Here is a 26,945-nt window from a genome sequence, read left to right on the forward strand (position 1 = left end):
CTACTCCGGCCGCGGGTACTACGCTGCAATGGTTCAAGGATTCTACCGGTGGCGCTGCCTTAAGCAATCAGAATACTTATACAACTGATTCGCTGAAAACAGCAGGAACATACACCTATTATGTACAGGTAATCGGCTCTAACAATTGTCCGAACCCAGAACGTATCCCAGTAACAGTAATAGTAAATCCATTAGGAACTCCTGGTGATATCACATTGGCAGATACTACAGCAACTTGCGGTAGTGGTCCGGTTTCTCTGGCTCCAACTGCTCCTAATGTTACCAGCCCGGTATTCAAATGGTATACAGATAATACTAAGGCAACACAAATCACTAACGGCGCAGTAATCGGCGGTGCTACCTTCACTATAGATGGTACAGGTAAGTTAACGGTAAGCGGATTAACCGCCGGTAACCATACTTACTATGTAAGCGTATCAGGAAGTAACCGTTGTGAAAATCCGGCAGGTAGTCTGAAAGCAGCTACAATCTTTGTAACAACTGCACCAGCTCCTCCGACCGTAAATCAGAATGTTTCTGTAAGTACTGGTACGCCAGTTACGCTGGTAGCTTCTCCAGCTCCTGGAGCTACGGTAGTATGGTATAGTGATACCACTCAGGCACCTATTGGCCGAGGAAGTTCCATCACTCTCCCAGCCTTCAATACACCTGGTGTATACAAATATTTTGCTGGCGACAGTATTGCCGGTGGTTGTTTCTCTAACAGGTTATTAGTAACAATAACTGTTACAGGACCAATCGTTAATCCAAACTGTAATGTTCCAACATCACAAGTATATGGAACTACATTGGGTTGCATACTGTGCTCTGTTCAGAATCCAACAAATGATATAGATCTGGATACAACCAACTTCACTACATTAAGTATACCAGTTGGTTTATTAGGCGGTTCAGTATATCAACAACTGATCTTCCCTAACCCAGGTGCTGCAACTGATAGTATCCGATTAAACTTAGGAACCTCTGTTGGCCTTGCCGATGTGAGCTTACTGGGTGGTACAGTGATAACAGTTTATAATAATAATACAGTAGTAAGTGCTGATACCTTAGCAAACTTACTGACGCTTCGCTTACTGAGTGGTAACCGTTTTGTAGCTACAGTACCAACAGGCGGAGTATATAACAGAGTGGAAGTAAGACTCACAGGAGTACTTAACCTGCTCAATTCCTTAAATATCTACGGTGCGAGAGCGGTAGGAGCAAATCCAACCATCCAAACCAGCAGTCAGACAGTTTGTGCAGGATTACCGGCCACGCTGAGTGCTACTCCGGCCGCGGGTACTACGCTGCAATGGTATAAGGATTCTACCGGTGGCGCTGCTTTAAGCAATCAGAATACTTATACAACTGATTCGCTGAAAACAGCAGGAACATACACCTATTATGTACAGGTAATTGGTTCTAACAATTGTCCGAACCCAGAACGTATCCCAGTAACGGTAACAGTAAATCCATTAGGTACTCCTGGTGATATCACGTTAGCAGATACTACAGCAACTTGCGGTAGTGGTCCGGTTTCCCTGGCTCCAACTGCTCCAAATGTTACCAGCCCGGTATTCAAATGGTATACAGATAATACAAAAGCAACTCAAATCACTAACGGTGCAGTTATCGGAGGTGCTACCTTCACGATAGATGGTACAGGTAAGTTAACGGTAAGCGGATTAACCGCCGGTAACCATACTTACTATGTAAGCGTATCCGGAACTAACCGTTGTGAAAATCCGGCAGGTAGTCTGAAAGCCGCTACAATCTTTGTAACAACCGCTCCAGCTCCTCCAACAGTAAATCAGAATGTTTCAGTAAGTACTGGTACACCAGTTACTTTGGTAGCATCTCCAGCTCCTGGTGCTACGGTAGTATGGTATAGCGATACCACTCAGGCACCAATTGGCCGAGGAAGCTCCATCACTCTACCTGCGTTCAATACACCAGGTGTATACAAATACTTTGCTGGCGACAGTATTGCCGGTGGTTGTTTCTCTAACAGATTATTAGTAACAATAACTGTTACAGGTCCAATCGTTAACCCTAACTGTAATGTTCCAACTTCACAGGTAAATGGCACTACATTGGGTTGCATACTGTGCTCAGTTCAGAATCCAAATAATGATATAGATTTAGACACCACTAACTTCACTACATTAAGCATTCCGGTTGGCTTATTAGGAGGTTCAGTATATCAACAACTGATCTTCCCTACTCCAGGTACAGGAACGGATAGTATTCGTCTGAACTTGGGAACTTCCGTAGGTCTGGCTGATGTAAGCTTACTTGGTGGAACAGTAATAACTGTATATAATAATAACACAGTAGTAAGTGCTGATACCTTATCAAACTTACTGTCGCTTCGCTTACTGAGTGGTAACCGTTTTGTAGCTACAGTACCAACAGGCGGAGTATATAACAGAGTGGAAGTAAGACTCACAGGAGTACTTAACCTGCTCAATTCCTTAAATATCTACGGTGCGAGAGCGGTAGGAGCAAATCCAACCATCCAAACCAGCAGTCAGACAGTTTGTGCAGGATTACCGGCCACGCTGAGTGCTACTCCGGCCGCGGGTACTACGCTGCAATGGTATAAGGATTCTACCGGTGGCGCTGCTTTAAGCAATCAGAATACTTATACAACTGATTCGCTGAAAACAGCAGGAACATACACCTATTATGTACAGGTAATTGGTTCTAACAATTGTCCGAACCCAGAACGTATCCCAGTAACGGTAACGGTAAATCCATTAGGAACTCCTGGTGATATCACAGTGGCAGATACAACAGCATCATGTGGTAGTGCTCCTGCAGTATTGACTCCGGTAGCAACTAATGTTACTAATCCGGTATTCAAATGGTATACAGATAATACAAAAGCAACTCAAATCACTAACGGTGCAGTTATTGGTGGTGCAACCTTCACTATCGATGGTACTGGCAAACTGACGATCAGCGGATTAACTCAGGGTAGTTACACTTACTATGTAAGCGTATCTGGTACTAATCGTTGTGAAAATCCAGCAGGTAGTCTGAAGGCCGTAACAGTAACTGTTTCTGGTGCTCCTGCTCCTCCAAGTGTGGTTCAGAATTATACAGTAAGTACCGGACTTCCATTAACATTATTTGCAACACCAGCACCAGGAACAACGGTGCTATGGTATAGCGATACAACGAAAGCTCCGATTGGAAGAGGCTCCAGCATTACGCTGGCGCCTTTCCCAACGGCAGGTATATACACCTATTTTGCCGGAGATAGTTTACCTGGAGGTTGTGTGTCTATCAGACTCCCAATTTCAATTACAGTAACAGGTCCTTCTCCTATCAGATGTAATATGCCAAATAGCCAGGTAACTGGTACTACTCTTGGTTGCGTACTGTGTTCAGTTCAGAATCCTACATTTGATATTGATACAATCCCGACCAATTTTACAAGATTAAATATTCCGGTAGGTTTACTGGGAGGTTCAGTTTATCAACAATTGATCTTCCCTTCTGTAGGTGCAGCTACCGATAGTATCCAATTTCAACTGGCAAACCCTGGTGGTTTGGCAGATGTTAGCGTTTTAGGTGGTGCCTTAATTACTGTTTATAATGGTAATACTGTAGTAAACAGAGATACTATTGCTTCATTATTAACTCTCAGAGTATTAAGTGGTAATAGTTATACAGCTACAATTCCAGCTGGTGGCGCTTATGATCGTGTAGAGGTAAGACTAACAGGGGTTGTTAATCTCCTGAATTCTCTTGATATCTATGGAGTTAGAGCTTTGGCGCCTAACCCAACAATTACGGCTCCAAATGTTACTGTATGTGCTGGTCAACCTGCTGTGTTGACGGCCACTCCTGCTGCAGGAACAAGTGTGCGTTGGTATGCTGATTCTACAACTACAGTAATACTTAGCTCAAGTGCAACATATACAACTGATACTTTAAATACTCCGGGCAACTTCCGTTATTATGTTCAGGCAATAGATGGTAATGGTTGTCCAAACCCTAACAGAATACCAGTTGTGGTAACGGTTAATCCAACCAGCAAGCCAGGTAACATCATTGTACCTGATAGCTCAGTAATTTGCTCCAGTGCTCCGGTTGTGTTAACACCAACTGCTCCGGGTATTACTGCTCCGGTATTTAAATGGTATACAAGCAATAATAAAACAACTCAAATTACTAATGGTACTGTAATCGGCGGTGCAACCTTCAATATTGATAATACAGGTAAACTAACTATCACTGGTCTGGCTGTTGGTAACTATACTTACTATGTAAGCGTATCCAGTGCTACGCAGTGTGAAAACCCTGCTGGTTCGTTGAAAGCTGCAAATGTGCAAATAGCAACATCTCCTGCTGCTCCTGTAGTTGCCGGTGAAGTGGTTATCCCGATCAATACCAGTACAACGTTAACTGCACAACCAGTACCTGGTGCTACTCTGGTTTGGTTCAATGATTCTACTACAACTACAGTAGCTCAAACTGGTCCTTCATATACAGTTGGTCCGTTTGGTATGGTGGGTAACTATACATATTATGTTGCGGCAAGGGTTGCCGGGGCTTGTGATTCTAAACGTGTACCAATTGTGGTGCAAGTGGTTGGACCATATAATCCTAACCCTAACTGTAACTTTGCTAATGCTCAGACTTCAGGTACTACCCTGGGTTGTATCTTATGTAGTGTAATTAATCCAACTAATGACGTAGATAGTATTCAGACTAACTTCACAAGGTTGTCTATCCCTGTAGGCGTATTAGGTGGATCTGTTTACCAACGTCTGATATTCCCTAATGCCGGTGCAGCTAATGACAGTGTACAACTGAAATTGGCTACTTCTGTTGGCTTAGCTGATGTAAGCCTGTTAGGTGGTACATTAATTTCTCTCTATAACAATAATACACTCGTTAAATCCGATACACTTTCTAGTCTGTTGACACTCCGCTTGCTCAGTGGTCAGCAGTTTACTGCTACTATTGCTGCTCCTGCGGCTTATGACAGAGTAGAAGTGAAACTGACAGGTGTGCTTAATCTGTTGAATTCTATTGATATCTACAGTGCAAGAATACTGTATGCTAAACCAACAGTAAATACCAATACTTCAGATACAGTATGTATCAATAGTAAAGCAACCCTCTCTGTAACTCCTGCTCCTGGTACTTCTGTACGCTGGTATGCAGATTCTACAAGTAATATTGTATTAAGCTCTTCTAATACTTATACTACAGATACATTAAGAAATGCAGGTAAGGTAACTTACTATGTATCTGTGGTAGGTGGACCAAACAACTGTCCAAACCCTGATCGTATCCCGGTTTCAGTAACTGTTTCTGCTGCACCTGTTGCACCAGCTCCGGCTACCGTACAGGTATGTCCAGGTTCTGATGTAGTATTACAGATAAATAATGCAGACCACAGACTTACATACAACTGGTATAGTATGGCAACTGGTGGTACTAAGCTGAATACAGACAGTGGATATACATTTAAACTGACAGCAATCAGTAAGGATACTACGTTGTATGTGGCGGCAGTAAATAGCTGTGGTGCAATGTCAAACAGAGTACCATTCACAGTACAAATGGCATCTACCCTGAGTGCTCCGATAGTTACTCCAAACCCTGATACAGTGGGATTAGGTGTGCAGCCTGTATTAACAGCAATGTCTAATACCGCTAATGTAATCTTCAAGTGGTATGGTAGCCAGGCAGGTAATGATAGTCTGTTTACCGGTCAGGTATATACTCCGGCAGCGAGCAACACTCCAGGTACTAAGACTTATTGGGTTGAAGCTGCTCTGAGCAGTGGAGCTACTTGTCAGTCAATCAGAGTTCCGGTTGTAGTGGTTTACTCACAAGAGGCATTCAGTCCGGTACCATGTGAAGGTGCCTCTTCACAAACCGTAGGTAGCAGTGGATTACTGATACTCGGAAATGTTTATAACAGACAATTAGCTGTAGATAATGACGCTAATACTGCTTCTACTCTCGTAATAGATGCAGGTATACTGAATGCACAAATCTGGCAACGTGCTAAGTTCGTTGGAGTATCTTCTCCAGGCGATACAATAAGAGTACTGCTGTCTAACCCAAGTCAGGTATTGTCTCTGGCACTGCTGGGTGGAGTTCAGTTAACTTCTTACAATGGTAATACGCCAGGTGATTCAGTTAATATTAATAATCCGCTGGTTAAACTGACATTGTTGAGCAGTAAGAAACAAGCATTGGTAGAATTTGTACCAACCAAACCATTCGATGCTGTTGAGGTGAAACTCAAATCTGGTATCGCTGGTGCGTTGACAACTATCGACTTCAACTATGCTCAGCGTGCATTGGTAACACCAACTGTTCAGGCTTCAAACGTTACAGTATGCGCTGGTAATCCGGCAACACTCGCGGTTAAAAATCCTGTAGCAGGTGTAACGTACCGTTGGTATAATGGCCAGGGTGTTTATCAGGCTGGTAAGGATGGAAATACCTTTACCACTGGTAATCTGACTTCAGATACTACATTCTATGTAGATGCATTCAGAAACAATTGTGCAAGCACAGGTCGTGCAATGATTAGTGTGAAAGTAACCGCTGCACCTACTGCTCCGAATGTACTGTCTAATAATGTGAAAGTATGTAGCGGTTCTGATGCTGATCTGGCAATCGCTAATCCGGTGAAAGGTTACTCTTATGGTTGGTATAATGTACCTACTGGAGGAACAAAACTGAATACGGATAGTGGACTTGTATTCAAAGTATTGAATGTTACTACTAAGGCTACGTATTATGTACAAGCAATTAATGATAGCTGTAATAGTATCTCTGCAACAAGAACTGCGGTAACAGTGGATACAGCATCGTCTCTGGCTCGTCCTACAGTTATACCACCGGTAGATACTGTAATAATCGGACAACAGTCATTGTTCCGTGCTTCTGCAGCTGTGGCTAATACAACATTCAATTGGTATACAAGTGATACAAGTACCAATATACTGTTTACTGGTTCATCATTCATAACCAGTCCTTCTACTAAACTTGGTACTACTGTTTACTATGTGGAAGCAGTACTGAATGGTAGCTCAATCTGTAAATCTGAAAGAGCAACTGCAACCGTGGTGACTGTAAACGGTGTAACAAGTGAAGTACCATGTGAAGGCGCTACCAGCCAAACAAATGGCGTAACTGGTTTAACTATCGGTAGTGTGATAAATCCTCAGTATGCAGTAGATAATAATGTGAATACAGCATCTTCTCTGGTAATCAACTTAGGTGTACTGAATGGATCTGTATTCGAGAAAGCAAACTTCACTGGTATCTCTACTCCTGGTGATACTGTGAAAGTGATGTTGTCTAACCCAAGTCAGGTGCTTTCTGTAGCAGCTCTGGCAAGTGTTCAGCTGACCACTTACAATGGAAACACACCTGGTGACTCAGTACTGGTATCTAATCCGATTGTTCATCTGGATCTTCTGAGCAACAGCCGTAGAGCTATTCTCTCCTTCGTTCCAACCAAACCATTCGATGCGGTGGAAGTAAGACTGAAAGCTGGTGTTGCTGCTGCACTCACAGATGTTGACTTCAACTACGCTCAGAGAGCGATCGTTCAGCCTAAAGTACAGGTAAGCGGTAGCAACAGCGTATGTAAAGGCAATCCGGTAACGCTTAAAGTACTGAACCCTGCTGCGAATGTGGTGTATAGCTGGTATAATGGTAAAGGTGTTCATCTGTTGGATAGCGTTGCATTTGTAACTCCAACAACACTCGATTCAGGTACTTATAGCTACTATGTAACTGCAAACAGAAATAGTTGTACTTCTACAGCTTCTGCACCTGTTACGATTACAATACTTGGATTACCATCTGCACCTCAACCAACCAGCAGTAACGTAACAACTTGTATCAATACTCCTGTAACACTGAGCGTAAAAGCAGTAAGCGGAGTACAGTTCAACTGGTATGATGCAGCAACTGGTGGTGCGAAACTGGTATCTAACAGTAATCAATACACTACTCCGGCTAATCTGGCCGCTGGTACATATAACTTCTACGTAGAAGCTGTGAATGGTAATAATTGTGCAAATGATAGCGGACGCGCGAAGATTGTACTGACAGTGGATAGTGCTTCAACAGCCAGCGATATTCAGGTGGCAAATGCAGTAATCTGTAGTGGTGATACGGCAGTATTAACTCCAAGCAGCACTACTGTAACCAACCCAGTATTTAAATGGTACGCAAATGCTGATAAGACCAGTCCAATCACCGCAGGTGTAAATAGTAAAGGTCAACTGACCATTACAGGATTAACTCCGGGTATCTATACTTACTATGTAAGCGTAAGCAATAATGGTCAGTGTGAAAACCAGGCGGGTAAACTTAAATCAGTAACAGTAACTGTAAATAATAATGCAGTGGCAGCCGATATACAAGTAGCAGATACAACAATCTGTGCTAATACAACGGTGAAACTAACAGCTACATCAACTACAGTTACTAACCCAATATTCAAATGGTATAAAGATGCATCACTGAAAACATTATTGTTCACAGGTGCAACTTACACTACACAACAATTGGCCGCTACTACTTCGTTCTATGTAACAGTAGAAGGTTCTAACAAGTGTGCTAATGATGCCGCTAATGCTAAGGTGGTAACTGTCAGCATCCGCGAGGTAACCACACCAATAATTGCTGCATCTTCAATCAACATCTGTGTTGGTGATACCGTAACACTCTCAGTTAAAAATGTGGAAGGTGGATTAACATATAATTGGTTCAATACTAGTACCGGTGGTACATCACTGTTCACAGGTCCGGTATACGTAGTAACAGGCCTTACTCAGTCTACCGACTTCTATGCTGAAGCATCTGCTGGAAGTTGTACAAGTCCGGTTCGCACTAAGATTTCTATCGGTGTGGGTGTTGCTCCTAATCCAATTCTTGAATCTACCGATGTTACAGTTTGTCAGGGTGGTAAAGCAGTGTTGAAAGTAACATCTTCAACAGTTGATATCACGTACAGATGGTACACATCACCTACTGGTGGAACACCAATCTTTACAGGACCAATATATACCACTGCTCCGATCAACGCCAACACATCCTTCTATGTGGATGCTGTAGGTGATACCTCCAGATGTGGTAAACCATCTGCAAGGGTAATGGTGAAAGTGACAGCGGTTCCGGTTCCAACAGCTCCGGTATTGGTAAGCGGATTTGTTCAGGGTTGTAAAGGTCAAAGTGCTTCCCTGGCAATTAAAGATCCGGTTCCTGGATTAACTTATCAATGGTTTGATGCAGCTACTAATGGTACACAGGTGTTCGAAGGAACTGTATTCAATATAGCAGCACTTGATACAAGTATCACATACTATGTTCAGGCTACTGTAAATGGAAGCTGTCCTAGTGCTACCAGAACCAGTGGATCTATAAAGGTTAACGATATACCACAGGTTCCTGAAGTAGCCTCTTCTTCACCTAGTGTTTGTCAGGGTGGCAGTGTAACACTCAACATCGTAAATCCAATTGCAGGTGTAACCTACAGATGGTTTGATGCAGTAACTGGTGGTAACCTGCTGTTTACTGGCCCTGTATTCAAAACCGGTGCATTAAATGTTAATACTGATTTCTATGCGGAAGCCAGCAATGGAATCTGTAGCAGCAATCAAAGGACTAAGATTTCAATAGGTGTAGGTCAGGCACCAACACCAACCCTGGAATCAAATGCACTCACAGTTTGTATGGGTAATCCTGCAACGCTTCGCGTAACATCACCAACAAATGGTATTACTTACAGATGGTATACATCAGCAACAGGTGGTACTCCTGTATTTACAGGTCCGGTGTATAAAACCAACAACCTGACTTCAAGTACCGACTTCTTTGTTGATGCAATTGCTGATTCCGGATCTTGTGGAAATGCATCTGTGAGAGTAAAAGCAACAGTGACTGTAGTAAATGCTCCAAATGCTCCTGATGTAGTAGCAAGTATGCTCAAAACTTGCGCTGGTACCGGTGTAACTGTGGCTGTGAAAACTATAGATCCAGCTATTACATACCAATGGTACGATGCTGCAAGTGGTGGATCATTACTGTTCACTGGTGCTGTATATAGTGTACCGGTAGTAACAACTAATACAACCTTCTATGTACAGGCTAATCTTGGTAATGGTTGCTCTAGTTCAACCAGAACTGCGGTTAATGTTTCAGTAGATCCGGCTCCACCAATTCCAAGTGTAGCCTCCGACGATCTGACTACCTGCATCGGTGGAACTGTCACATTCAATATCAGCAACCCAAGTGCAGCACTGACTTACAGATGGTTTGATGCTCCTTCTAACGGTACATTACTGGCAACAGGTGTTGAATATACTACCGCTCCGCTGGCCGCTAATACTCCATTCTATGTAGAAGCACTGAATAGCTTCGGTTGTAGCAGTGCACGTAAAGGAGTAACTGCAACAGTGGTGAATGACCTGGATGCTCCATTAGCATCACCGCTCACAATCTGCGCTGGTCAGACTGGTGTACTGAGCGTGAAAGACAGAAAAACAGGTATAACGTATAAATGGTACAATGTTGCAACTGGTGGAACTGCGATATTCACAGGTGGAGACTTTACAATTACTCCAACCATCAGCACAATCTACTATGTTGAAGCTACTACCAGTGGTGGATGCGTAAGCTCCAGAACAGAAGTTCGTGTAACCGTGAATCCTTCACCTGCACCTCCTGTTGTAGCTAATGCAACGCTGAATGCATGTCCTGGTCAGACAGTTGAAGTAGCAGTACTGAATCCTGATCCAACCCTGACTTACAAATGGTATAATACACCAACTGGTGGTACACCATTGACAACAGGAGCTTCTTACACAACTCCTCCAATCAATGCAAACCAGATGTATTATGTGGAAGCTCTTAACAATAATGGTTGTCCGAGTGCTACCCGTACTGCTGTTAGCGTAATTGCAACACCAGCTCCTGCAAATCCAACAATCACAGGAACCGAGAATATCTGTCCGGGTACCAGCACTATACTGACGGCAGCATCAGCTACCGCAGGTGTAAACTTCCGCTGGTACAGTACAGCAACAGGTGGTACTCCATTGTTCACTGGCGCAAGCTATACAACACCGGTACTGAATAATGCAACTACTTACTATGTAGAAGCATTTACAACAGGAGGTTGCATAAGCACAAGCAGAACTGCAGTGAATGTAACAATGGCTCAACCACTTCCGGCTCCGACTATTACAGTTGATAACGCAACGCCTACTGAAGTAACCTTCCGCTGGAACACAGTTACAGGTGCTCAAAGCTATCAGGTATCAATTGATAATGGTGTGACCTGGATTCCACCTAGCTCTGGCCCTAATGGTACTACTCATACAATCGGCGGTCTGCAACCTAATCAGAGTGTAACCATTCAGGTTAAGGCAATAGGAGCCGTGAGCTGTGAAACTAGTGCCGTGGCTACTGCAACAGGTAAGACAACCAATCCAAACGGTAACAACATCTATGTACCGAACCTCTTCAGTCCAAATGGTGATGGTATAAATGATATCGAGTATGTATACGGTACAGCAATCGCACAACTCGAGTTCAGAATCTACAACCAGTGGGGTCAGTTAGTCTTCACTTCTAAAGATCAACGCCAGGGATGGGATGGTACTATGGATGGAAGACGTCAGCCAGTTGGAGTGTACGTTTACATCGTGAAGGCTACAATGCAGGATGGCACAGTGATAACTAAGAAAGGAAATATTACACTGATGAGATAATGATTGAGAATTGATCAACACTAATAATATCAAAAAACCGGGATACAACAGTATCCCGGTTTATACAGAACAAGTTAAAAATGTTCCTATGAAAAGGATTTTTATAGTTGCACTAATTTTGTGGAGCAGTTTGTTGCCCCGGGTGGTAGTCGCGCAGGTGGACCCCCACTTCTCTCAATATTACGCATACCCGCTGTGGTTAAATCCTGCCTTAACTGGTGTTATTGATGGTGATTACCGGATAAGCGGTGATTATCGAAATCAATGGGCCAATTATGGCAAACCATATTCTACAGCAGGGGTATCTATAGATGCGGCAACAACAAAAAACATAGGAGTTGGATTAAATGTACTGAATATGTCGGCTGGGGATGCCGGCTATAATTTTTTTAATGCGATGGCCAGCGTTTCATACACCGGTGTGAAATTCGGTCGCACTAAAACTACTCAGATCACATTTGGTATGAACGCCGGCCTCATGAATCGCAGACTCGATCCGGCTAAATTCCAGACCGGTCTGATGTGGTCTCCGATCGGCGGATTTGATCCTTCATTGTATAATGGTGAAAGCCTTAGAAAAACTAACTCTACTCAATTTGATATTGGTGCAGGTACTGTACTGTTCGACGGTAACCCTAATCACATTCTAAATCCATTTGTAGGTTTCGCCGCCCAACATCTTAATACCCCAAGAGATCCGTTTGCCAGTGATGGAAATAATATCAACCTGCCAGTACGCTGGCTGTTTCATGGAGGAACAAAGATTAAGGTAGCCGATAAAGTAAGCTTAACACCTACCGCTTTATACATGCATCAGGGTAATGCGGAAGAAACTGTAGCCGGTATTTATGCACAGCTATTGGTAAACCCGGAATTCGACTTCCTCATAGGTTGCAATTTCCGCTTTAACGATGCTGTCATTCCATTTGCCGGATTTCATTATAAAGGCTTCGTGTTAGGATTGAGCTACGATGCTAATACCTCCGGGATGAAATCTTTAGTAAACGGAAGTCAGGCCTTTGAAGTATCTCTCTCCTTCATTAGCCGTAAAAAGAGACTGCTGAACGAAGAATACTTTATCTGTCCAAGATTATAATCTGCATGAAAAACATATACAGAAAAAGAAATGGAACCCTCATGAAAAAAATTACTCTCTGCTTGCTGGTGGTTCTTACTGGGATATTTAGCTCTATACAAGCTCAATATGTTTATGATTATAAACATACCGCAGATGTTTATTACAATGCCCGGGATTATTATTCCGCGGCACAGTACTACAATAAAGCGCTGGGTACGTTTAAAATCAAACCAGAACAAGTTTTACCCTATACCATCGCTGGTGCTCCTGCCCCAACCGGAAAAATGAAAGATTACCAGGATGTTGTTGCGAGATTGGCCGATTCTTATCGTCGGTTCTATGACTACGGAAATGCAGAAACCTGGTATGCACAACTGGTAGGATTCAACAATCCTGCTTATCCGCAAGCCCGTTTCTGGTATGCTACCACTTTGCGCTACAACGGAAAGTATCAGGAAGCACTCGATGAATTCAAAAAATTTCAAAAAAGCTATACCGCATCAGATGACCTAAGTGTTAGAACAGCTCTTGAAATTTCTACTTGTGAATTCGCACTTTCTGATGGGCAGAAACTTCCTCGTTTTACAATCGAAAAAACTTCCGGCAATGTAAACGAAGGTGGTGCAAACTATGCACCTGTAGTGCTTGATCCTGGAACTTTAATGTTCACATCTTCCAGGTCAGATAACCCTCCTTTACCCACTGCTTCCAAACAGAAACCAAATCCCAACAATAGAAAAGGTACTCCTTATGTAAATAACCTTTACACCGCAACAGGTAGTGAGAACTCTTATGACAATAGCCAGAAAGTTAAAATTCCTATGGCTAAAGGATTTGATCAGGGCGTTTCCACTATCTCTCCAGATGGGAACTCAATGTATCTGACCCGCTGGTTCATGAAGGATGGAGTAAAACAGGCTAGTATTTATATGACCATACGCCAAAATGGTGCCTGGGCAGAACCTCGGCCATTAGGCGATAACGTAAACGTACCCGGATATAATTCCATGCAACCTTTTATTACCTCTGATGGAAAATACCTGTTATTTTCTTCCAACAGACCAGGTGGTATGGGGAAATATGATCTCTGGTACTGTATTATGTCTAACGGCACTCCTGGTGGTGCTAAAAACATGGGTACAGCTATTAATACAAAAGATGAGGAGCAGGCTCCATTTTATGATGCAGAAAAAAATCTTCTTGTATTCAGTACAGATGGTCGTGTAGGTTATGGAGGTCTTGATTTCTATTCCAGCGAAGGCGATTTTGGTACCTGGTCTCAGCCTGTAAATATGGGCAAACCGCTCAATTCACCTAAAGACGATATTTACTACACAGCATTGGATAACTCTCATCCTTTTGCTGCCGGATTTATCAGCTCAGATAGAGAATCGATCTGCTGCCTGGAAGTATTCGGTATCAGACGTATCAAAAAAGTGATCAGTGGATTGATTATCGATTGTGATACCCAAAAGCCCCTGCAGGGAGCTACGGTTACCCTATTGGATACAGTGAGAAGAAAAACTATCAGCAAAGTTACATTAGGCGCTGATGGCAGATATACCTTCGAAGCCGATCCTCAGCGTTATTATAAACTTCTCGCAGAGAAACAAAACTACTTCTCCAAAGCATTGTACGTAAATACAGATGACTTGCTGAAAATAGATTCATTAGATAATCCGACTCTCTGTCTCAAACCATATGAAATCGATAAGCCAATTGTATTGAACAATATCTATTACGATTTCAATAAAGCAACATTGAGAGAAGAATCTAAAATAGTATTGGATACAGTGGTGGATATCTTGAGAGAAAATCCGAAACTCACTATAGAAATGAGTGCACATACCGATAGCATCGGATCTGTGAAATATAATGATAAACTTTCTCAGGCTCGTGCACAATCTTGCGTTGATTACCTGATCAGCAGAGGTATTTCTCCTAACAGGTTAATTGCAAAAGGTTACGGAAAATCCAGACCAATTGCTCCAAACTCTCTGCCTAATGGTAAAGATAATCCTGAAGGCCGTCAGCTAAACCGCAGAACAGAATTTAAAGTGTTGAAGAGACAAGTGGAAGCCAGAAGCGATTACGACAACAATAGTTCTCAATGATAAAAATCTAATTGCTTTCCATATCCTACGTTCTACAGTAGAAAGAGGCTGCCAAACCGGTAGTCTCTTTTTTTATACATATAATTATAACCCCAGCAACCGGTTACTGGGGTTGTAATTATGAGTCCTTATTTAATTGCTGATTAATTACTCTTTCCGAAATTACCAATTGCTAAAGTGTCGGTTCCTTTTAATACTTTCAGGTGTGCGCTATATGCTATAGCATCATTGTATTTGAAAGCAACGTCTTTAGTCGCATCGGCAGGTTGATACAGCTTAATTGTAGTTACATTTTTAAACAAGTCAACTGTTTGTGCTGCACCGTTTCCTTTGAAAGATTTAGACAACAATGTATCTGTTTTAGGTGCTGTGGTTGTACCACCAATGAAGTAGATAAGGTGATCTGCATCTTTGGTGTTTTTTGTGAGACTTAATACCACATTTATTGAACTGTCAGTATTTTCAGATACGATTATTTCTCCGATTTTTTTATTTGCATCAGCTCCGGTTCCTTTTAATTCAAAAGACTTTGAACGTGGAGTCGGAGGCGCTGGATCATCCTTGTCTTTTGAACATGATGCGAAAGTAATACCCAATACAGTAGCTAACGCCACTCCGGTACGGAGTGCGTGTTTTTTGAACATAAGCATCTCTAATAAAGTTTTAAGATTGCGATTTTAAGATTGTACTAATTGATTTTCCTAGGTTTGTCAGCGCTGATGATGTATGTTAAACGGTGCCTGAAAAAATAAGTTACACTAAGAGTAAAAAAAATTATAGATTTGTTAGGCATACCTGAATACTCAAGGCATATGAAAGTCTTCTAAAGCTTTTTATTAAAGCTCCCAAATCTTCTCCAACTGAAACTACAATTAACTGTAGTAGTGTATCCTATTTATTATTTCAAAAATAATTGTATGCCACGTTTTAATACGTTAGGGCTTCGTATAGCCAATCTATTTCGTTTATTTAAAGTTGCCATTTCAGGTAGTGAAAAAGAATTTACAACAGGTAATATTAATCGTGCAATTTTTCTGTTGGCAGTGCCAATGATATTGGAAATGCTAATGGAGTCATTGTTTGCTGTTGTTGATATCTATTTTGTTAGTCATTTGGGTGTTGATGCAATTACTACTGTGGGATTAACGGAATCTATATTGACAATTGTGTACACATTGGCAATGGGGCTAAGCATTGCAGCTACGGCGGTAATAGCCAGGCGTGTAGGGGAAAAAAATACGGAAGCTGCTTCTCATGCTGCAATACAGGTACTTTATTTGGGCTTGGTTATCTCTGTACTTATTACCATGATAGGAATATTCTTTTCGAAAGATATTTTAATGTTAATGGGTGCTTCTCCGGGTATTGTTAATAACGGGTATGAATATACTGCGTTGCTATTACAAGGAAATATTGTAATCATTCTTCTTTTCCTGATAAATGGAATATTCAGAGGGGCGGGTGATGCAGCATTGGCAATGAGGGCTTTGTGGCTGGCTAATGGGTTAAATATTTTGCTCTGCCCTATTTTGATCAATGGCTGGGGAATTATTCCGGCATTCGGTCTTAAAGGTGCAGCTCTGGCTACATTTATAGGAAGAGGAACAGGAGTATGTTATCAATTGTTTCATCTGTTGAAGGGTAAGGACTTGATAAGAATTACAAGGAAGCAATTGGGCTTGGCAATGGATGTTATCTGGTCGTTATTACGTATTGCCGGTGGAGCAACTGGCCAGATGTTAATAGCTTCAGCAAGTTGGATCTTTTTGGTTCGTATTATTTCCAGATTCGGAACAGATGCAGTTGCCGGTTATACGATAGGGATCAGGATTATGATCTTTACATTGCTCCCAGCATGGGGTATGGCTAATGCGGCATCGGCATTGGTAGGGCAGAATCTGGGGGCAGGACAACCAGATAGAGCTGAAGTTTCTGTTTGGAAAACAGCCTTTTATAATATGCTGTTTCTGGGTTGTATGGCTTTATTATTTTGGATAGCAGCCCCTACAATTCTTAAATTGTTTACAGACCAGCCAGAAGTAATCGGATATGGGGTTCAGTGCTTACGCTATATAAGCATGGGATTTTTATTTTATGCATATGGAATGGTGCTTATGCAATCTTTTAACGGAGCTGGTGATACACGTACTCCCCTGTTTATTAATCTAATTGCGTTATGGCTATGGCAAATGCCATTGTCCTGGTTTCTGGCGGTTTACTGTAATATGGGGCCAGAGGGCGTTTTCCTGGGAGTTGCTATTTCTGAGTCAACATCTGCTATTATTGCCATTTGTTTATTTAGAAGGAATACCTGGAAGCTGGTTAAGATTTAGCTTTATGCTTTCTATTTTAATATTACCTTTGCGAGGTTTTGCACAAATATTAAAATAATTAAATCAATTAAAAATAGCATGTCACTTACTGTTGTAGGCACTATGGCATTCGATGAAATTGAAACGCCATTTGGTAAATCTGGTAAAATAATAGGTGGATCGGCAACTTATATTGCCTGGGCTGCTTCTAACTTTGTACAACCTATTAATCAGGTTTCCGTAGTTGGAGAAGATTTTCCAAAGGCTGAAATGGATGCCTTATCTGCTAAAGGAGTTGCGTTGGATGGAGTACAGATTAAAGAAGGCGAAAAATCCTTCTATTGGTCTGGAAAATACCATATGGATATGAATACCCGCGATTCTTTGGTGACAGATCTAAATGTTTTGGCCGATTTTCAGCCAGTTATTCCTGAAACCTATCAGGGTAGCGAATTCCTGATTTTAGGAAACCTTACACCTCAGGTTCAAATGAGCGTATTGGATCAATTGAAAGAGAGACCTCGATTGATTGTAATGGATACCATGAACTTCTGGATGGAAGTAGCTTTGGAAGATCTGCTGAAAGTATTAAAGAGAGTAGATGTGCTGATGGTAAATGATGGAGAAGCAAGACAATTAAGCGGTGAGTATTCACTGGTTAAAGCTGCCCGTAAGATCCTCGAAATGGGTCCTAAGTATCTGATCATTAAGAAAGGAGAACACGGAGCATTATTATTCTGCGATAACCATGTTTTCTTTGCTCCAGCAATGCCATTGGATGAGGTATACGATCCTACCGGTGCTGGTGATACTTTCGCAGGTGGTTTTATCGGTCACCTGGCCAGAACTAAAGACATCTCTTTCGAGAATATGAAAACAGCAATCATCGTTGGTTCTGCAATGGCTTCATTCTGTGTTGAGAAATTTGGTACAGAAAGAATCCGTCAGGTTACTAAAGGTGAAATTGCTGCACGTATCGAACAATTTGTTCAATTGGTGAACTTCGATATCGACCTGGTTTAAACGAATCAATAATTACAATAAAAAAAATGCTGATCTGTAATTAGATCAGCATTTTTATTTTATAAAGAAGTGATTATTTATAGATGTTATTAAGAATAGATGCTAACCTCAATCCTCCTTTTAATAATTGATTATTCAGGTCATCTACAAACACATAATTATAACGATAACTTAACTTTGAATCAGGCTTTGTTCCCGCATAAATTCGATCTGCTATCAAATGTGAGTCATACATCCAATCGGCAATAGAACCACTCTGTATTTCCTTTACTTTGGCAGGAGTTGCAATGTCGAGCGCTTTAGTATATTCTGTATAACTTAATTGCTGAAAATCAATCAATTGTTCATCCCAAACTCTATGCAGATTAGAAGGAGTGTTAAACCAGGTTACATTGATTTTGTTGCCTCCCATATCTTCATCGCGGCCAACATGCAATGGTTGGTGCATATCGCCCATCATATGAATAAGGAAAGAAAGAGAGAAGGTATGTTGATCTTTACTCAATGATTTATCCTTTAAATTTTTGATCATTGCCTGCGTCTCGGTATACAGATTCTCTCCTGTAGCAGCATTCAGCATTTGATCGAAGGTAGATCTGTCTACATTCGCAGGAAAATCCAGATAATGCCAGGTATTGGTATGATCGTATTGGTGGGTGGTATCGGACTTAATAAAATCGGGCCAGTTGGCAACCATCGCCATACTTTTAGGGCCAATAATATTGGAAACTGCCTTACGGGCTTTAGGTGTGAGATGTAACCAGGCAATTTCAGCTACGATGCGGTGTCCGTTTGGACCCCAAGCAAAAGTGGCAGCAGGAAGCATAAAGGCCAGAATGAGGCCAGCTAAGAATTTCTTTCTCATAAGTTTCAAATAAAAGGCAAAAGTAAAGGTTCTTTTTTTAACACTTCACTTGCGGATTCTTTAGTAAATTTGATGTTCTGCACAAACAACGATTTTTCAATATGTCATTTAAGATACAAGCTCCTTATGCTCCCGCTGGCGACCAGCCGGAAGCAATCAAACAATTAACCCAGGGAGTAATGAATGGAGAAGCTTTTCAGACATTACTCGGAGTTACTGGTTCAGGAAAAACGTTTACTGTAGCTAATGTTATTCAGGAGGTCCAAAAACCAACATTAGTGTTGACCCATAACAAAACCCTGGTTGCTCAGCTGTATGGCGAGTTAAGACAGTTTTTCCCCGATAACGCAGTAGAATATTACGTATCATATTACGATTATTATCAACCGGAAGCCTATATGCCGGTTAGTGATACTTACATAGAAAAAGATCTCGCTATTAATGAAGAACTGGATAAACTACGTTTGAAGGCAACTTCCAACCTGTTATCCGGTCGACGGGATATTATTGTGGTAGCCAGTGTGTCCTGTATCTATGGTATTGGTAACCCAGCAGAATATGAAAATGGGATTATCAGAATCAAAAAAGGACAAACTATTGGTAGGAATACTTTATTACATGGATTGGTTAACTCTTTATATAGCCGTACAACTGGTGATTTCAACAGAGGTAATTTCAGGGTAAAGGGCGATACTGTAGACATCAATCTTCCGTATGTGGATTATGGATATAGAATTACATTTTTTGGTGATGAAATCGAAGAAATAGAGACAATTGATGTTCAGAATAGCAAACGCATAACGGTCGTGGAAAATGCTGCTATTTTCCCGGCTAATATGTATCTGGCACCAAAAGATATGATGCAGCAGATCATCTATGAAATACAGGATGAATTGAAAGCACAGGTAGATTATTTTAAGGAGAATGGTAAGCTGATAGAAGCACAGCGACTCTCAGAGAGAGTAAATTATGATATAGAAATGATGAGGGAGCTGGGCTATTGTAGTGGAATTGAAAACTATTCGAGATTTCTGGATCGTAGAAAACCAGGTGCCCGACCTTTCTGCTTATTTGATTATTTCCCGGACGACTTTTTATTGGTAATAGATGAGAGCCACGTAACCGTGCCTCAGATTGGAGCTATGTATGGGGGCGATCGTTCCAGGAAGCTCAATCTGGTTGAATTTGGATTTAGACTGCCATCGGCATTGGATAACAGGCCGCTTAACTTCTATGAATTTGAAAACCTCTTGAACCAGACGATTTTTGTAAGTGCTACACCAGGTGAATACGAATTAAAGAAAACGGAAGGGGTGGTTGTTGAACAGGTAGTAAGGCCAACGGGATTGCTTGAACCGCCAATTGAGGTTAGGCCAAGTGTGAATCAGGTAGATGACCTGCTCGATGAAATAGACAAGAGAGTTCAGAAGGGCGACAGGGTGTTGGTAACCACACTTACCAAAAAGATGGCGGAAGAAATGGACAAGTATCTTGGTAGGATTAATATTAAGTCACGATACATCCACTCTGAAGTAGATACTCTGGAGCGTATTGAGATTTTGAGAGATTTGAGGCTTGGTAATATAGATGTATTGGTAGGTGTAAACCTATTGAGAGAGGGGCTCGATTTACCGGAGGTTTCACTGGTTGCGATTCTGGATGCCGATAAGGAAGGATTTCTGAGGGATGAGCGTTCATTGACGCAAACGGCTGGCCGTGCAGCGCGTAATGTGGATGGATTGGTAATCTTTTATGCGGATAAGATTACGGAGAGTATGCAAAAGACGATCGATGAAACCAGCAGGCGCAGGGAAAAGCAGGTGGCCTTTAATATAGCTCATAATATAACTCCGAGAACGGTGCGTAAGACTAAGGAGCAAATCCTGGGTCAGACATCGGTATTGGAAATCAAGCATTTCGATGAAAATTCCCCGATGGCAATCAGAGATGATGTGCAGTTAGTAGCGGAGGAAGAAATGAGTTATGCGAAGACTTCAGCGGGTAGTAAGACTATTCCGCAGATGGAGAAGTCTATTGCTAAGGTGAAAAAAGATATGGAAAAGGCGGCGAGAGATTTAGATTTTATGGAAGCGGCCCGGTTAAGAGATCAAATGTTTGCTTTAGAGAGAGAATTACTTGAAATGAAGCAATAATCAGAAGGGCTTCAATAAAACAGCATATAGAATTATTTATAATATGTCTTGTCTGTTTTAGCAAATAAATCATTTATTTTATTATTTATAATATATTAATTATCAATATTCTAGGCGCTATTATGAAAATTTGTAGTAGTGCCTCTTTGAGTGTTTTTTGAAAATTGTTAACCCTTTCTTTATTATTTTTTCAAATAATTAATAATCAATTAATTATACAGATTTTTCTACTTCTTCTTTCCTCTATAAATCTAAAAATCAATAATTAATATTATTATTTATTTTAATATAATTGATTTTAACCCAAATTTCCTGCCTCAATTTCAAATATTTCTATTTTTAAGGCGATCTATTTGATGTTTTAAATTCAACCTCTACTTTTATTTAAGAATTTAAAAATATCATCGCTATGAAGAAAACAACATTTCAAGACTACCTCCCCTTTATTTTCCTCACGGTAGTCGCAATACTTGGAATTTTTGTTCCATCTCTCCCAGTTTTTGGAGATACCAGCAAATATAACTTCGCAGATATTGCCTGGATTCTGGTTGCCTCATCTCTTGTATTCTTAATGACCCCTGGGTTGTCATTTTTTTATGGAGGAATGGTAAATAAGAGAAATGTTATCTCTACAATGATGCAGAGCTTTATAGCAACTGGTATTATTAGTATTGTTTGGCTAGTAGTTGGATTTAGTCTGGCGTTTGGTGAATCTTATCATGGTCTTATCGGTAGCCCAAGTACCTTTTTTATGTTCAACAATGTAGGGTCAGGAGCCCCGTGGAGCCTGGCCCCCACTATTCCGTTGTTATTATTTGCACTTTTCCAGATGAAATTTGCAATTATTACACCGGCCCTGGTGGTAGGAGCGGTAGCTGAAAGAATCCGCTTTACTTCCTACGTGTTGTTCATGGTATTGTTTAGCCTACTAGTTTATGCTCCTATTGCTCACTGGACCTGGCATCCGGATGGCATACTGTTTAAATTGGGAGTACTCGACTTTGCTGGTGGTACCGTTGTACATATTTCTGCAGGATGTGCTGCATTGGCTGGTGCATTAGTATTAAAGAGAAGAAAGGATCACATCGAGAAGAAGGATTTACAGCCTGCAAACATTCCATTCGTATTATTAGGAACTGGCTTGTTATGGTTTGGCTGGTTCGGTTTCAATGCCGGTTCTGCTTTAGGTGCCAATGGCCTTGCTGCTTCTGCTTTCGCTACTACTAATACCGCTACCGCTGCTGCTGGTTTATCATGGGTATTCTTTGATGTAATCCGTGGCAGAAAACCTTCAGCTCTCGGTTTCTGTATCGGTGCTGTAGTTGGATTGGTGGCTATAACTCCTGCCGCTGGTTTTGTAGCGATTCCTCAAAGTATTTTTATCGGCTTCATAGCTGCTATCATTTCTAACCTCGCTGTTCATTGGAAATCTAAAACAAGCATCGATGATACTTTAGATGTATTCCCTTGTCACGGACTTGGTGGTATGGTGGGTATGTTGCTCACAGGTGTTTTTGCAACCAAAACTATCAATAGCGGTGGTAATGATGGTTGGCTCTATGGCAACTTCGAACTGTTTAAGAATCAGGTTTTAGGCCTCTTACTGGTTGTTGGTTACAGCTTTATTGTTTCTTATGGAATTTTTAAACTGATCAATTTAATTCATCCTTTACGGGTTAGCGATGAAGAAGAAGAACTGGGTCTGGATGCTACTCAACACAATGAAGGTTATCACTCATCTTTTATCAGTGTATCTGATAATGGCTCTCTGAAAGAAGAAGATGAACTGATTCATTCATGAGTAGGAACCAAGACTAGCTTTTTCAACCACAATCAGTTCTTTGAATCAGATCTTTATCAACTTTATTAAACATATACTTTATGTTGTAAGAACCTGGAATGGATAATTGGTAATTGTTTTGCTGTAAATAATGAAACTCGCACCAATCATTAATTACTGATTATCCATTCCTTCTAATTTATTGTAGCACCTTATTGCACGCGCACCCCAAAACAATCTTGCAGGAAAAGGCACGAATCAACAGTTTCTTACCATTTTATCAACCAAACTTATAAGTATGAAAAGAATGTTAACGACCTTATTTGCAATGGGCAGCACGATGCTAGCCATGTCTCAATCCGCTACAGATACAACTACTGCTCCTGCATTTAAGTTATCCGGATCTGCTGATGTATACTACAAATACAATTTCAACGGAACCGCAACCGATAATAATAAAACCAGCTTTACCAACTCACATAACTCTTTTGAATTGGGAATGGTATCGCTGAAAGCTGAGCATAGTTTTAAAAAAGGAAGCATTGTTGCTGATCTTGGATTTGGAAAAAGAGCCGGTGAGTTTTCCTATAATGATGTGCCTGATGCCAGCACAGGCCTTTCAATGGCAATCAAACAATTATACGTTGGCTACGAACTTACCAGCAAAGTGAAAATTAGTTTAGGTAGCTATGCTACACACGTTGGCTACGAACTGGTAGATGCTTATTTAAACAGAAACTATAGCATGAGCTATATGTTTAGCTACGGCCCTTTCTTCCATACTGGTGTAAAAGCCGATATTGCCCTCAGCTCAAATTTCAGTGCAATGATTGGCGTATTTAATCCTACTGACCTGAAATCTGCTTCGTTTACCGGCCATAAATATATCGGGGCACAACTCGGATATACTGCTTCCAAAATTCCTTTGAAGCTTTATCTGAATTACCTCGAAGGAAAAGATACTTCCGGTATTCAAAATCATCAGATCGATTTTGTAGGTACGTATCAGGTCACTAAAGTATTCGGATTAGGATATAATGCTACTTATAGTACTTACTCTAATACTGCTGTTCCTAAAAGTACCCGTGAAAATGTTAACTGGTGGGGAAATGCTTTATATGTGAATCTCGACTTCACAGAAAAAGTTGGACTTACCGTACGTGGTGAATATTTTAGTGATAAAGATGGTATTAAGGTTTTTGCCCGCGACGGTGGAAATGTAGTTGCCGGAACTGTAACGCTTAATTATAAGGTAGGAAACCTTACTATAATGCCTGAGTTTAGATTGGATAAAGCGTCTGCTGAAATATTCCAGAAATCCGACGGAAAGGCTGTAGATCAATCTGCTAATGTACTGATTGGGGCCACCTATCATTTCTAATCTGACTTTTCCCATCGCATAAAAGGGGGCCTGTTAATTCTTTAGAGATTGACAGGCACCTCTTTGTATTTACACCTATTTTATTAACTTGCTGCAAAAAACAAATGACTAGTATGGTGCAGCCATCCACGTTGAAATTTCTTAAGACGCTAAGGCTTAATAATAATAAAGAATGGTTCGATAATCATAAATCAGATTATCAGAATGCAAAAACTGATTTTGAAAATACCGTTCAGCAATTGATTGATGGATTGTCGAAACAAGATCCTGCAATTAAAGGATTACAGATAAAAGATTCTGTTTTTCGTATATACAAAGACGTTAGATTTTCTAAAGATAAGACTCCTTACAAAACACATTTCGGTGCTTCATTCCAATCCGGAGGAAAGAAAGCTATTACTGCCGGATATTATTTTCATCTCGAACCTGGTAATAAAAGCTTTGCAGGTGGTGGTATTTGGATGCCTCCTGCTCCTGCATTGAAAAAAATACGCCAGGAAATTGATTATAATTTTGAAGAATTCGAACAGATTATATCCAATAAAGAATTTATCCGCCACTTTAGTAAAGTAGAAGGGGATGCATTAAAAACAGCTCCTCAGGGTTATGCTCCTGATAACCCTGCAATCGCATATCTTAAATTAAAAAGCGTATTGGTGGAAAGGCAATTTCCAGATGAATTGTGCACACAACCTGCTGTTGTCAGAGAAATCCTCAAGACTTTTGCAGTTATGCAACCGCTGGTGCAATTCCTAAATCGTGCATTGGATTAATTGCATTGCAATGCAATTATTAGTTTATCAATCAATAATTTTAATTCCTGATAATTAGCGTTCCTGATGAATACAATTATCGTTTGATAAACTAATAATGCATATTCACTAATTCTTGTGAATTAGAAATTCAAATGGACGAGCTTTGCGATTTTTTAACAAGTTTTCCTTGTCGGTACGCGCATGCGCAAAGCGTTGATTGTAGACATTGGCCACCTCAATAATTGGTATAATTCCATCTAGTGTATCCTGCTGATCAACGATGTTCATGATCCTGGATACCTGAGATGAGAAATTAGTACTCCACTCTTCGGTAAACTTGTGCATTAACAGAAGTTCTCGATTGGTGTTGGTTTTCATAGGACTTAAGGGTGTTTTCTGATTAGAAAATAACGAAAAATACCGGCATCTCTAAAATTGGACTCCTCTTCTTTAAAGAGGTTAGTTGGCATAGGATTATTACTTCCAAAATTGCTTTTTATCCTCCACAAATCAATACTACTTCCGTGTAATTTTTCAACTACACACACAATAAATTTCTATATACAATAAAAAAAAGCAAGCATTAACATGCTTGCTTTTAATTACTTACAAATATATTTTCGTATAGTCATGTTTGCTACTGCGATAATCAGACCATCCTCCACAAATTTACATAACACAACAGTATGATAAACTACAACCAGTTTTTACCGCTCAGGTATTCAGCTATCTGTACAGCGTTGGTTGCAGCACCTTTACGAAGGTTATCTGCTACTATCCACATATTTACAGTCTTAGGCTGAGTTTCATCTCTGCGAATACGGCCTACAAATACTTCATCTTTATCATGAGCATCCTTAGGCATTGGATACTGCGCTTTCGATGGATCATCTACTACTATCACTCCAGGTGTCTGACTCAGTAATGAACGCACTTCCGCAACATCATATTCGTTTTCAAACTCAATGTTTACAGATTCACTATGTCCACCCATTACTGGTATACGCACTGTAGTTGCTGTTACCAAAATGTTATCATCTCCCATGATCTTTTTGGTTTCATTTACCATCTTCATCTCTTCTTTCGTATAACCATTGTCGAGAAATACATCGATCTGCGGAATTACGTTGAGATCTATCTGGTATGCATATGCCTTCTCCCCTTCTATACCCTGTCTTTCATTCATCAGTTGTGTAACAGCTTTAACACCTGTACCAGTAACTGATTGGTAAGTTGAAACTACAACTCTCTTAATTTTATATTTCTCATGGAGTGGCTTTAATACCAATACCATTTGTATTGTAGAGCAGTTAGGATTCGCAATGATCTTATCCTCCTGTGTAATTGCATCTCCATTAACTTCAGGAACAACCAGTTTCTTGGTTGGGTCCATTCTCCATGCGCTGGAATTATCAATAACAGTGATGCCTGCAGCTGCAAATTTTGGAGCCCACTCTAATGATGTGCTTCCACCTGCAGAAAAAATTGCCACGTTAGGCTTCATGGAAATAGCCGTATCTGCATTCACCACCTTATAACCCTTACCCTTAAATGTTACTTCCTTACCTACAGACTTCTCTGAAGCTACTGGAATCAATTCAGTAACGGGGAAATTCCTCTCCGCTAAAACTTGTAACATTTTGGAGCCTACCAGTCCGGTCGCTCCTACTACGGCAACTTTCATTTTATTGTTTTTTAAATTTTTTTTAGGAACTC

At 40.8% G+C, this 26,945-nt stretch carries 13 protein-coding genes; 9 read left to right on the forward strand and 4 right to left on the reverse strand.

Annotated elements, in window-relative coordinates; all coding sequences use genetic code 11:
• The 3 genes from DVR12_RS11155 to DVR12_RS11165 all read left to right on the forward strand — a co-directional run.
• Positions 1-11,768: Ig-like domain-containing protein (locus tag DVR12_RS11155; protein ID WP_116975764.1), on the forward strand; the 11,768-nt coding region annotated here is incomplete at its 5' end.
• Between the two features lie 88 nt (positions 11,769-11,856).
• The gene (locus DVR12_RS11160; protein ID WP_116976206.1) at positions 11,857-12,864 is read left to right on the forward strand and encodes a PorP/SprF family type IX secretion system membrane protein; all 1,008 of its coding nucleotides are present in this window, start codon (positions 11,857-11,859) and stop codon (positions 12,862-12,864) included.
• A gap of 41 nt (positions 12,865-12,905) precedes the next feature.
• Entirely contained in the window at positions 12,906-14,960 is a 2,055-nt protein-coding gene (locus DVR12_RS11165; RefSeq protein ID WP_158563253.1) for an OmpA family protein, read from the forward strand.
• A 143-nt stretch (positions 14,961-15,103) separates the two neighbouring features.
• On the opposite strand, the gene DVR12_RS11170 is transcribed toward DVR12_RS11165, so the two are convergent.
• The gene (locus DVR12_RS11170) at positions 15,104-15,610 is read right to left on the reverse strand and encodes a hypothetical protein (RefSeq protein ID WP_116975766.1); all 507 of its coding nucleotides are present in this window, start codon (positions 15,608-15,610) and stop codon (positions 15,104-15,106) included.
• A 267-nt stretch (positions 15,611-15,877) separates the two neighbouring features.
• Here DVR12_RS11170 and DVR12_RS11175 point away from each other — a divergent pair, with 267 nt between their 5' ends.
• Positions 15,878-17,293 carry an MATE family efflux transporter gene (locus DVR12_RS11175; protein WP_116975767.1) on the forward strand — a complete coding sequence of 472 codons (1,416 nt, stop codon included), beginning with the start codon at positions 15,878-15,880 and terminating at the stop codon, positions 17,291-17,293.
• A gap of 78 nt (positions 17,294-17,371) precedes the next feature.
• Complete coding sequence (locus DVR12_RS11180; RefSeq protein ID WP_116975768.1) at positions 17,372-18,295, forward strand: PfkB family carbohydrate kinase; 924 nt, start codon at positions 17,372-17,374, stop codon at positions 18,293-18,295.
• Between the two features lie 73 nt (positions 18,296-18,368).
• On the opposite strand, the gene DVR12_RS11185 is transcribed toward DVR12_RS11180, so the two are convergent.
• Positions 18,369-19,160: a S1/P1 nuclease gene (locus DVR12_RS11185; protein ID WP_116975769.1), complete on the reverse strand. Its 792-nt coding sequence runs from the start codon at positions 19,158-19,160 to the stop codon at positions 18,369-18,371.
• A gap of 101 nt (positions 19,161-19,261) precedes the next feature.
• Here DVR12_RS11185 and uvrB point away from each other — a divergent pair, with 101 nt between their 5' ends.
• The 4 genes from uvrB (at position 19,262) to DVR12_RS11205 (ending at position 25,247) form a co-directional block, all read left to right on the forward strand.
• A complete protein-coding gene (gene uvrB / locus DVR12_RS11190) occupies positions 19,262-21,313 on the forward strand; it encodes an excinuclease ABC subunit UvrB (protein WP_116975770.1) in 2,052 nt (683 codons plus the stop codon).
• Positions 21,314-21,722: 409 nt separating this feature from the next.
• Positions 21,723-23,114, forward strand: a complete 1,392-nt coding sequence (locus DVR12_RS11195; protein WP_116975771.1) for an ammonium transporter — start codon at positions 21,723-21,725, stop codon at positions 23,112-23,114.
• A 277-nt stretch (positions 23,115-23,391) separates the two neighbouring features.
• Positions 23,392-24,474, forward strand: a complete 1,083-nt coding sequence (locus DVR12_RS11200) for a porin (protein ID WP_116975772.1) — start codon at positions 23,392-23,394, stop codon at positions 24,472-24,474.
• 113 nt (positions 24,475-24,587) lie between these two features.
• Positions 24,588-25,247, forward strand: a complete 660-nt coding sequence (locus tag DVR12_RS11205) for a DUF2461 domain-containing protein (RefSeq protein WP_116975773.1) — start codon at positions 24,588-24,590, stop codon at positions 25,245-25,247.
• Positions 25,248-25,355: 108 nt separating this feature from the next.
• On the opposite strand, the gene DVR12_RS11210 is transcribed toward DVR12_RS11205, so the two are convergent.
• Both DVR12_RS11210 and DVR12_RS11215 read right to left on the reverse strand, forming a co-directional pair.
• Positions 25,356-25,574, reverse strand: a complete 219-nt coding sequence (locus DVR12_RS11210; protein ID WP_127042883.1) for a hypothetical protein — start codon at positions 25,572-25,574, stop codon at positions 25,356-25,358.
• A gap of 349 nt (positions 25,575-25,923) precedes the next feature.
• Entirely contained in the window at positions 25,924-26,913 is a 990-nt protein-coding gene (locus DVR12_RS11215; RefSeq protein WP_116975774.1) for an aspartate-semialdehyde dehydrogenase, read from the reverse strand.
• Positions 26,914-26,945 lie beyond the last annotated feature (32 nt).

The sequence above is a fragment of the Chitinophaga silvatica genome, from assembly GCF_003419895.1.
In the GTDB taxonomy this organism is placed as follows: Bacteria; Bacteroidota; Bacteroidia; order Chitinophagales; family Chitinophagaceae; genus Chitinophaga; species Chitinophaga silvatica.

What these genes read in the sequence shown, in the direction of transcription:
- DVR12_RS11205 (WP_116975773.1), top strand. Translation starts at nt 24,588, where the DNA reads ATGGTGCAGCCATCCACGTTGAAATTTCTTAAGACGCTAAGGCTTAAT.
- DVR12_RS11175 (WP_116975767.1), top strand. Translation starts at nt 15,878, where the DNA reads ATGCCACGTTTTAATACGTTAGGGCTTCGTATAGCCAATCTATTTCGT.
- DVR12_RS11170 (WP_116975766.1), bottom strand. Translation starts at nt 15,610, where the DNA reads ATGCTTATGTTCAAAAAACACGCACTCCGTACCGGAGTGGCGTTAGCT.
- DVR12_RS11160 (WP_116976206.1), top strand. Translation starts at nt 11,857, where the DNA reads ATGAAAAGGATTTTTATAGTTGCACTAATTTTGTGGAGCAGTTTGTTG.
- DVR12_RS11210 (WP_127042883.1), bottom strand. Translation starts at nt 25,574, where the DNA reads ATGCACAAGTTTACCGAAGAGTGGAGTACTAATTTCTCATCTCAGGTA.
- DVR12_RS11165 (WP_158563253.1), top strand. Translation starts at nt 12,906, where the DNA reads ATGAAAAAAATTACTCTCTGCTTGCTGGTGGTTCTTACTGGGATATTT.
- uvrB (WP_116975770.1), top strand. Translation starts at nt 19,262, where the DNA reads ATGTCATTTAAGATACAAGCTCCTTATGCTCCCGCTGGCGACCAGCCG.
- DVR12_RS11215 (WP_116975774.1), bottom strand. Translation starts at nt 26,913, where the DNA reads ATGAAAGTTGCCGTAGTAGGAGCGACCGGACTGGTAGGCTCCAAAATG.
- DVR12_RS11180 (WP_116975768.1), top strand. Translation starts at nt 17,372, where the DNA reads ATGTCACTTACTGTTGTAGGCACTATGGCATTCGATGAAATTGAAACG.
- DVR12_RS11185 (WP_116975769.1), bottom strand. Translation starts at nt 19,160, where the DNA reads ATGAGAAAGAAATTCTTAGCTGGCCTCATTCTGGCCTTTATGCTTCCT.
- DVR12_RS11195 (WP_116975771.1), top strand. Translation starts at nt 21,723, where the DNA reads ATGAAGAAAACAACATTTCAAGACTACCTCCCCTTTATTTTCCTCACG.
- DVR12_RS11200 (WP_116975772.1), top strand. Translation starts at nt 23,392, where the DNA reads ATGAAAAGAATGTTAACGACCTTATTTGCAATGGGCAGCACGATGCTA.